Below are 6,460 nucleotides of genomic sequence, written 5' to 3'. Positions count from 1 at the left end.
GAAACAGGGACTTGAGCCTGGCGCTCAACCTGTGGAACAGGCGGTGTTTGGCCCGCACCCCGTCGCCGGTGAGGTAGTTGATCTGGATCGCCTGCCGCCGGCCCTCGAAGCTGCGGTAGCCGTGCCAGCAATTGTCGGTCACCTTGAAAGCCACCATGGCGCCGGGCCCGGGAGACAGCTCCTCGGCGAAGTCTTCCATATCGTTTTCGCCGCGCAGGATGCGCAGGCGCCCGGTCTCCGCTTCCCAATCCCCGTTGAGATAGATCAGCACCGTGACCAGCTTGGTTTTGGAATCGGTATGGATACGGCCGTCCTTTGCGCGGGAGTAGCCGCGCAGCGTGGCCATCATCGGTTTGTCCGAGACATCGATATCCAGTTTGTCACCGATGATCGAGCGGACTTCCGCACTGTCGAACTGCTCGACGAACCGGCGGAGTTCCTCCGCCGTCTCGATATCGTCGATATTGAAGCTCCCCCCCCGTTCCAGCGGCGGGAACTTGTCGATCAGTGTCTGGACATATTCAGGGACGATCGAGCGCTCCAGGTAAAAGTACGGGAAGGGGTCGGTCTTTACCGGCGCGGCGCTGAAGTCGGCGATATTGAGCATATTCATGGAAACGGCGTTCTGTAAGCTGTGCGGGGCATTGTACACCGCTGGCTACGCAAGCCTAATCCCCCACTGGATCTGTGACGGCGCGCGCCTCCGGATGGCGCGCCGGTAGATACAATACTCTGGTGTCGCGGGAGTTGGGGCGGCACAGATAACAGGCGAAGGGAGGCGCAAGGGCTGCAACGCGAGAGGTACAGGTGCCCGACAGCACCGCTCCAGAACCCGCATGACCAAGCGATTCGTGATCACCGGCTGTGGCCGGTCCGGCACCACTTATACCGCCCAGCTGTTGAACCGGCTGGGTTGTACCTGTCGCCACGAGAAGTTCTTCAATGGCAAGGGGCGCCCTTCGCGCCTGTCCGAATACCTGGCCCGGACCGGGCTGCGCAGGCTGCAGTGGCGTATGCCGCCGTACGGCGAGGCGGCCTGGGAAGCGGCGCCGCTATTGTCGCTGTTGCCGGAAGAGACCCTGGTGTTCCACCAACTGCGCCACCCGCTGGAGTTTATCCGCTCGCGCCATAAAAAGGGCTGGGTACACGGTCGCTATCGGCACCGGCATCTGCCGCAGTTCCCACAATATTGCAAGGCGCGTTTTGCGGCCCTGCCGCTGGTGCAGCAGGTGGACCGGCTGGCGCGCTTCTGGATTGACTGGAATGCGCTGGTGGAATCGCGGGCGGGGCAGCGGTCCTATATGTGCTACCGGATTGAGGATTTCGACCTGCCGCTGCTGCTGGAGATACTGGCGCGGATCGGGTTTCCCCACGACCCGGGGGCGGTTGGGGATATTTTTGCGGCGTTGCCCACCGATCTGAATACCCGCGGCCGCAAGCGCGACGATATCACCCTGGAGCTGTTACCGGATGGAACCCGCCGCGACCTGGAGGCGGCCGCGGCGCACTACGGCTACCGCCTGTAGCCGCCTCAGTGCTCCGAGGTGGCCTTGCGCACGCCGCTGCGAATTCGCGTGCTGAACTCGCTGCCGGTGTAGCGTCCCTTGCTGATATGGCGGATACGGTAGACACCGGGGATGTCCAGTGGCATGCCGCGGGTGCCCAGCAGCCAGCGGAAGGCGCGGTCCTCGTGTGCCTTGCACCACTTCTCCGCCGGTTTCTGGTAATAGCCCAGGCTGTCGCAGTAACCGGCGGCCCGGGCGACATCGCCGTGGGTGATCTGCAGTGGCCCGGTGGCGCGGGTGCGCTGCTGCTCGACGAAGCGCGAGTCGTCGATATCCGCCAGCCGCAGCTGTTCCGGATCGAAATTGAACATCGGGTCATCGTCGGCAAGCAGGGTGGTGATCCGCTCGCTGGCCGGGAACACCAGGGCATCCCGCCGGCCCTGCAGCGCATCTGACAGCCCGTCCAGGCAGCCGTCGCGGAACAGCAGGTCGCAGTCGGTAAACCAGACCCAGTCCGCGCGGCTGTTCAGGGCCGCCTCGTTGCGGCCGATGGCGCGCCGGAACAGGGATTCTTTCGGCAGTTCGCACCAGTTCCAGGTAACGCCGGGTACCTGCTGGCGGGAGAAGAAGTCGAGCAGCGCGCGCGTCTTTTCATCCTCGCCGTTGTAGTAGACCGTCATGGTCACGGTGGCCCTGGTCGGCGGGTACAGCGCCAGCGAACTCAACTGGTAGACCAGGAAGTGGGCGTATTGCCAGCAGTGGCTGACGATCTCGATATCCAGCACACCGGTGCGGGCCGCGCGCTCGCCTTCCGGCGGCAGCGGTTTCCGGAACCAGGAGGCCGGCACCCAGCCGCTGGCGGCCAGGCGCAGGAAGCGGCCGACCCAGGGGTCGTACCAGTTGGGTTGGGGCGAAGTCTTGTGCATAGCTCGGCTGGCCCGGCATCGCGGGCGGTTGTTTGTGATTCGGGGGCCTGTTCAGCCGGCTTCGGGGGTGTAGCCGGCGTCCCGGAGCTGGCGGATACCGCAGGGGGTTTCGACCACCCCCTCTTTTGCGCTGCTGATGCGCAGCGCCCTGTTGCGCGCGACGATCTCCGGGTCGGCGTAGCCGCGCGGGTGATCCAGGTGCACGCAGATCGCGTCGTAACGCACGTGGCGCGGCTTGATGCCGGCGTTTTCCAGGCGCACGCCGAACTCCCGGTCCAGGCCGCCCCAGGCCATGCGTTCATCGAAACCGTTGACTCGCAGTATGTCTTCCAGCCACGCCGAGGCATTGGAGCCCTTGAGGTTGCAGGCGGTGGGGGTGAGGCGGTTCAACCACGGCGCCAGGCGCGGGCCGGCGCGCAGCTTCATGGTCTTGCGCCGGCTTTTCAGGCCGTGCGCCTGCAGCCAGGACAGGTCGAAGCAGCGGCCGCTGAGGATGTCGTCCCTGGAAATGGTCTCGCTGGTGCTCATGGGCAGCTTGAAGTAGCTGCCGGAGAGGAAGTAGCCGGGTTCGGCGCGGCGCCGGTGTACCGCGAGGAAATCCCGCCGCGGAATGCAGTCACCATCGGTGAAGACCACATAGTCACCCCGGGCGTGGAGTATCGCCTTGTTCAGTATCCGGCACTTGCGGAAACCGTCGTCCCGCTGCCAGACATGGCGGATATCGAGGCCGGTCTCGCCGCGCATGCGCGCCACCAGCTCGGCGGTTTCCGGAGTCGAGCCGTCGTCGGCGACGATGACCTCCAGCGGCAGTTCCGTCTGGCAGCTGTAGCCCCAGAGCACCTTTTCCAGCCAGCGCGGGGAATTGTAGGTGGTGAGAATCAGGGACTGGTTCATCGAGTCATTCACGGGGCTGCTGATTGCTATACAATGGCGCGCTTTCTCCGGCCGGAGTGCCCGGGCCGCGCGCTTGGGCGGCGAGCATATAACATCGGCCGGGGGAAAGCGAACGGCCCTCCCGCGCTATCCGGAAGGGCCCGGAGCCGGTGCAACAGGCCGGCAATAGAGATCTGTTATCCTGCGCAGGATACGCTGGAGTCACGCGAATAATGCATATCTTTGTCTTTTCCTACAATCGGGGGCCTTTTCTCGATAACTGTATCCGCTCCATCGAGGAGTGCGCGCCCGACTGCGGGCTGACGGTGATCGACGATGGCAGCGATGACGAAGAGACGCGCGCGGTGCTCGAGCGTATCGGCGAGCGGCACAGGGTCATTTCCAGGACCGCCGATAGCGGGCATAAACTGGGTGGCCTCTACGCCAATATGCAGGCTGCCTACGAGATGGCCGGTGAGGACGAGCTGATCTGCTTCCTGCAGGACGATACGCAGATGGTGCGCCGGCTCACCGCGGCGGATATTCGCGATTTCGAGCAGTGTTTCGAGCGGGAGCCGAAGCTGGGGTTCATCTCCCCGGCCTTTGTGCGCGGTATCTCGCTGAAACGCGAGACGGACCGGGATTTCCGTTTCGACGAGGCGTCGGGCCTGTGGTTCTGGTATCCACAGAAGCGCTCTACCGGCACCTGGTTTTCGGCCCTGCTGATCGCCAGCACCCGGCGCCTGCGTGCGGTGAACTGGTGTTTTGAAGTGGGGGAGTCGGTCAACAACCGCCGGGCCAGAGCGCTTTTCTGTCGTATGGGGCGGCTGCGTGCGCCCTTTTCCATGTGGTTGCCGAACGGGCGCGCCTACCGCGGCAAGCAAAAATCCCTGGCGCTGCGTTTCGGCGAGTGGTATCGGCGCTGCGGACTCTATCCGTTGGAATATATGGATGACGCCGCGGTTGAGAACCTGCGAAGTGCCCGGCCGCCGCGACTGCCGGTGGCCGAGGAAATTCTGCAGCTGCGCGGCGGCGCCCGCCTGAGGGCGCCCTGGACCTACGATCCGATGCAGGGAGCATCACTGCTCAAGTTGCTGGATCGACTGGAGCGCAAATCCAGATAAAAGGGCGCTGAAAAGGCTTGGGGGCCTGCGTCGAACATCCGCTATCAGGCATTCGATAATAATTAAATGAGGTTGCCAACCGTGCATTGCCGGCAATTTGAGGGCAAAGGGTCTCAGGGAAAAAAGTCGCAGATCATCTACGACAGCGAGATCGTGGGGCCCGACTGCGAGCAATTCTTCGATCGCGAATGGCTGGCGCGGCACTGCGACAGGTGCGCCCCGAAACGCGGCCAGGCGGTGTTGTTCAGTAACGGTGACGGCGAGTTCGTCTACAAGCGTTACCACCGCGGCGGGCTGCCGGGCCGCATGGTAAAGCGATCCTACTGGTATCACGATCTGGACGAGACGCGCATGTGGCGCGAGTTCCACCTGCTCGACAGGATGCGCTCGCTGGACCTGCCGGTTCCACGGCCGGTGGCGGCGCGCTGCGAAAAACTGTCGCCGCTGACCTATGGCGGCGAGCTCGTCACGGAGAAAATCCCCGATTCGCAATCGCTCACGGAAATGCTCAGCCGTGCCCCGCTGCCCGCGGAAGCCTGGAGCAAGGTGGGGCGTGCCATTGCCGGCTTCCATCGACAGCGGGTCTACCACGCCGATCTCAACGCCAGCAATATCCTGCTGACGAGAGCGGGGGAAGTCTTCCTGGTGGATTTCGACAAGAGCGAAATACGCGAGAAGCTCACCGCGCGAGCGGCTTTGGCCAACCTTCAGCGGCTGCACCGCTCGCTGTGCAAACTGCGTCGCCGGCTGCCGGTTTTCCATTTTGCCGAGGACGACTGGCGCGCGCTGCGCAGTGGTTACGATGCGGCGGTTGCCGCGGGGTGATCCCGAAACATGCGTGGGCCCGGCATCCTGTGAGTGCGCCGCCCCGGTCAACTCAGACCCGATAGTAATCCCTGTACCAGGCCACAAACTGCTCGATGCCCGCGCGAATGCCGGTATCGGGTTTGTAGTGAATGGCGTTTTCCAGGCGCCGGGTATCGGCGTGGGTATCGAGGATATCCCCCTGCTGCATCGGCAGGTAATCTTTTTTCGCCTCCACACCCAGGGCCTTTTCCAGCTCCTCGATATATTCGCTCAGCAGCGCCGGCTTGCCGTTGCCGATATTGAAAATGCGAAACGGCGCACTGCCGGTGGCCGGCAGCGGCTGTTCGCCGGACCAGTCCGGATCGGGCCGCGCAATATCGTCGCTGGCCTTGACCACTCCCTCGACGATGTCATCGATAAAGGTGAAATCGCGGCTGTGGTGCCCCCGGTTGAAAACCGGGATCGGCTCCCCCGCCAGCATCAGCCGGGTGAATTTGAACAGCGCCATGTCCGGGCGTCCCCAGGGGCCGTAGACGGTAAAGAAACGCAGCCCGGTGGTGGGCAGTCTGAACAGGTGGCTGTAGCTGTGGGCCATCAGCTCGTTGGCGCGCTTGGTGGCGGCATAGAACTGCAGCGGGTGGTCGGCGCCGTCGTTTTCACTGAACGGCATTTTGCTGTTGGCACCGTAGACGCTGCTGGTGCTGGCATAGACCAGGTGCGGTGTGTCGGCGTGGCGGCAGGCCTCGAGCATATTGGTGAAGCCGACCAGGTTGCTCTCCACATAGGCGTCCGGATGCTCGATCGAGTGCCGGACGCCGGCCTGGGCCGCCAGGTGGATGACCCGATCGAAGCGGTGCCCGGCGAAGCACTGCTCGACCAACCCCTTGTCGGCGATATTACCGCGCAGGAATTCGTATTCGACACCCTGGTCGCGGGCGGTCTGCTCGAGGAGTTGCAGCCGGGCTTCCTTCAACGCCGTGTCGTAATAGTCGTTGACGTTATCGATGCCGACGACACTGTCCCCCCGTTCCATCAGCCGCTTGGCGACATGGAATCCGATAAAGCCGGCATTGCCCGTTACCAGACACTTCATTGATGACCTCGGTTTTGTTCAGATTTTAGCTGGGACAGAGGGCGTGGCCGCGTTCCAGTGCAAAAAGGGTGGGGATTATAGTCCCTGCGTCGCCCGGATGGGATGGGCCTGGGTCACGGGGCGCAATGGAGG

7 protein-coding genes are annotated in these 6,460 nt (G+C 63.6%); 3 read left to right on the top strand and 4 right to left on the bottom strand.

Annotation, left to right across the window (positions count from 1 at the left end; translation table 11 throughout):
- Nucleotides 1-613, bottom strand: a 613-nt coding sequence (locus MWN76_RS20455) for a 2OG-Fe(II) oxygenase (protein WP_250464982.1), incomplete at its 3' end; no start/stop codon positions are given.
- Nucleotides 614-836: 223 nt separating this feature from the next.
- Here MWN76_RS20455 and MWN76_RS20450 point away from each other — a divergent pair.
- Nucleotides 837-1,526 carry a hypothetical protein gene (locus MWN76_RS20450; RefSeq protein ID WP_250464980.1) on the top strand — a complete coding sequence of 230 codons (690 nt, stop codon included), beginning with the start codon at nt 837-839 and terminating at the stop codon, nt 1,524-1,526.
- A gap of 5 nt (nt 1,527-1,531) precedes the next feature.
- Here MWN76_RS20450 and MWN76_RS20445 read toward each other — a convergent pair whose 3' ends face one another.
- The gene (locus MWN76_RS20445; protein WP_250464978.1) at nt 1,532-2,431 is read right to left on the bottom strand and encodes a glycosyltransferase family A protein; all 900 of its coding nucleotides are present in this window, start codon (nt 2,429-2,431) and stop codon (nt 1,532-1,534) included.
- A gap of 51 nt (nt 2,432-2,482) precedes the next feature.
- Nucleotides 2,483-3,325, bottom strand: coding sequence for a glycosyltransferase family 2 protein (locus MWN76_RS20440; RefSeq protein ID WP_250464976.1), 843 nt, complete (start codon nt 3,323-3,325; stop codon nt 2,483-2,485).
- A gap of 212 nt (nt 3,326-3,537) precedes the next feature.
- On the opposite strand from MWN76_RS20440, the gene MWN76_RS20435 reads away from it, so the two are divergent.
- Together MWN76_RS20435 and MWN76_RS20430 are read left to right on the top strand one after the other, a co-directional pair.
- Nucleotides 3,538-4,428 (top strand): glycosyltransferase family 2 protein, encoded by an 891-nt coding sequence (locus MWN76_RS20435; protein WP_250464974.1) that lies wholly within the window; start codon nt 3,538-3,540, stop codon nt 4,426-4,428.
- Between the two features lie 66 nt (nt 4,429-4,494).
- Complete coding sequence (locus tag MWN76_RS20430) at nt 4,495-5,253, top strand: 3-deoxy-D-manno-octulosonic acid kinase (protein ID WP_250464971.1); 759 nt, start codon at nt 4,495-4,497, stop codon at nt 5,251-5,253.
- Nucleotides 5,254-5,305: 52 nt separating this feature from the next.
- On the opposite strand, the gene MWN76_RS20425 is transcribed toward MWN76_RS20430, so the two are convergent.
- Nucleotides 5,306-6,328, bottom strand: a complete 1,023-nt coding sequence (locus MWN76_RS20425) for an NAD-dependent epimerase (protein ID WP_250464969.1) — start codon at nt 6,326-6,328, stop codon at nt 5,306-5,308.
- Nucleotides 6,329-6,460: the final 132 nt, after the last annotated feature.

The sequence above is a fragment of the Microbulbifer litoralis genome (genome assembly GCF_023634065.1).
Lineage (GTDB): Bacteria > Pseudomonadota > Gammaproteobacteria > Pseudomonadales > Cellvibrionaceae > Microbulbifer > Microbulbifer litoralis.
This window is presented reverse-complemented; position numbering and strand designations above follow the sequence as displayed.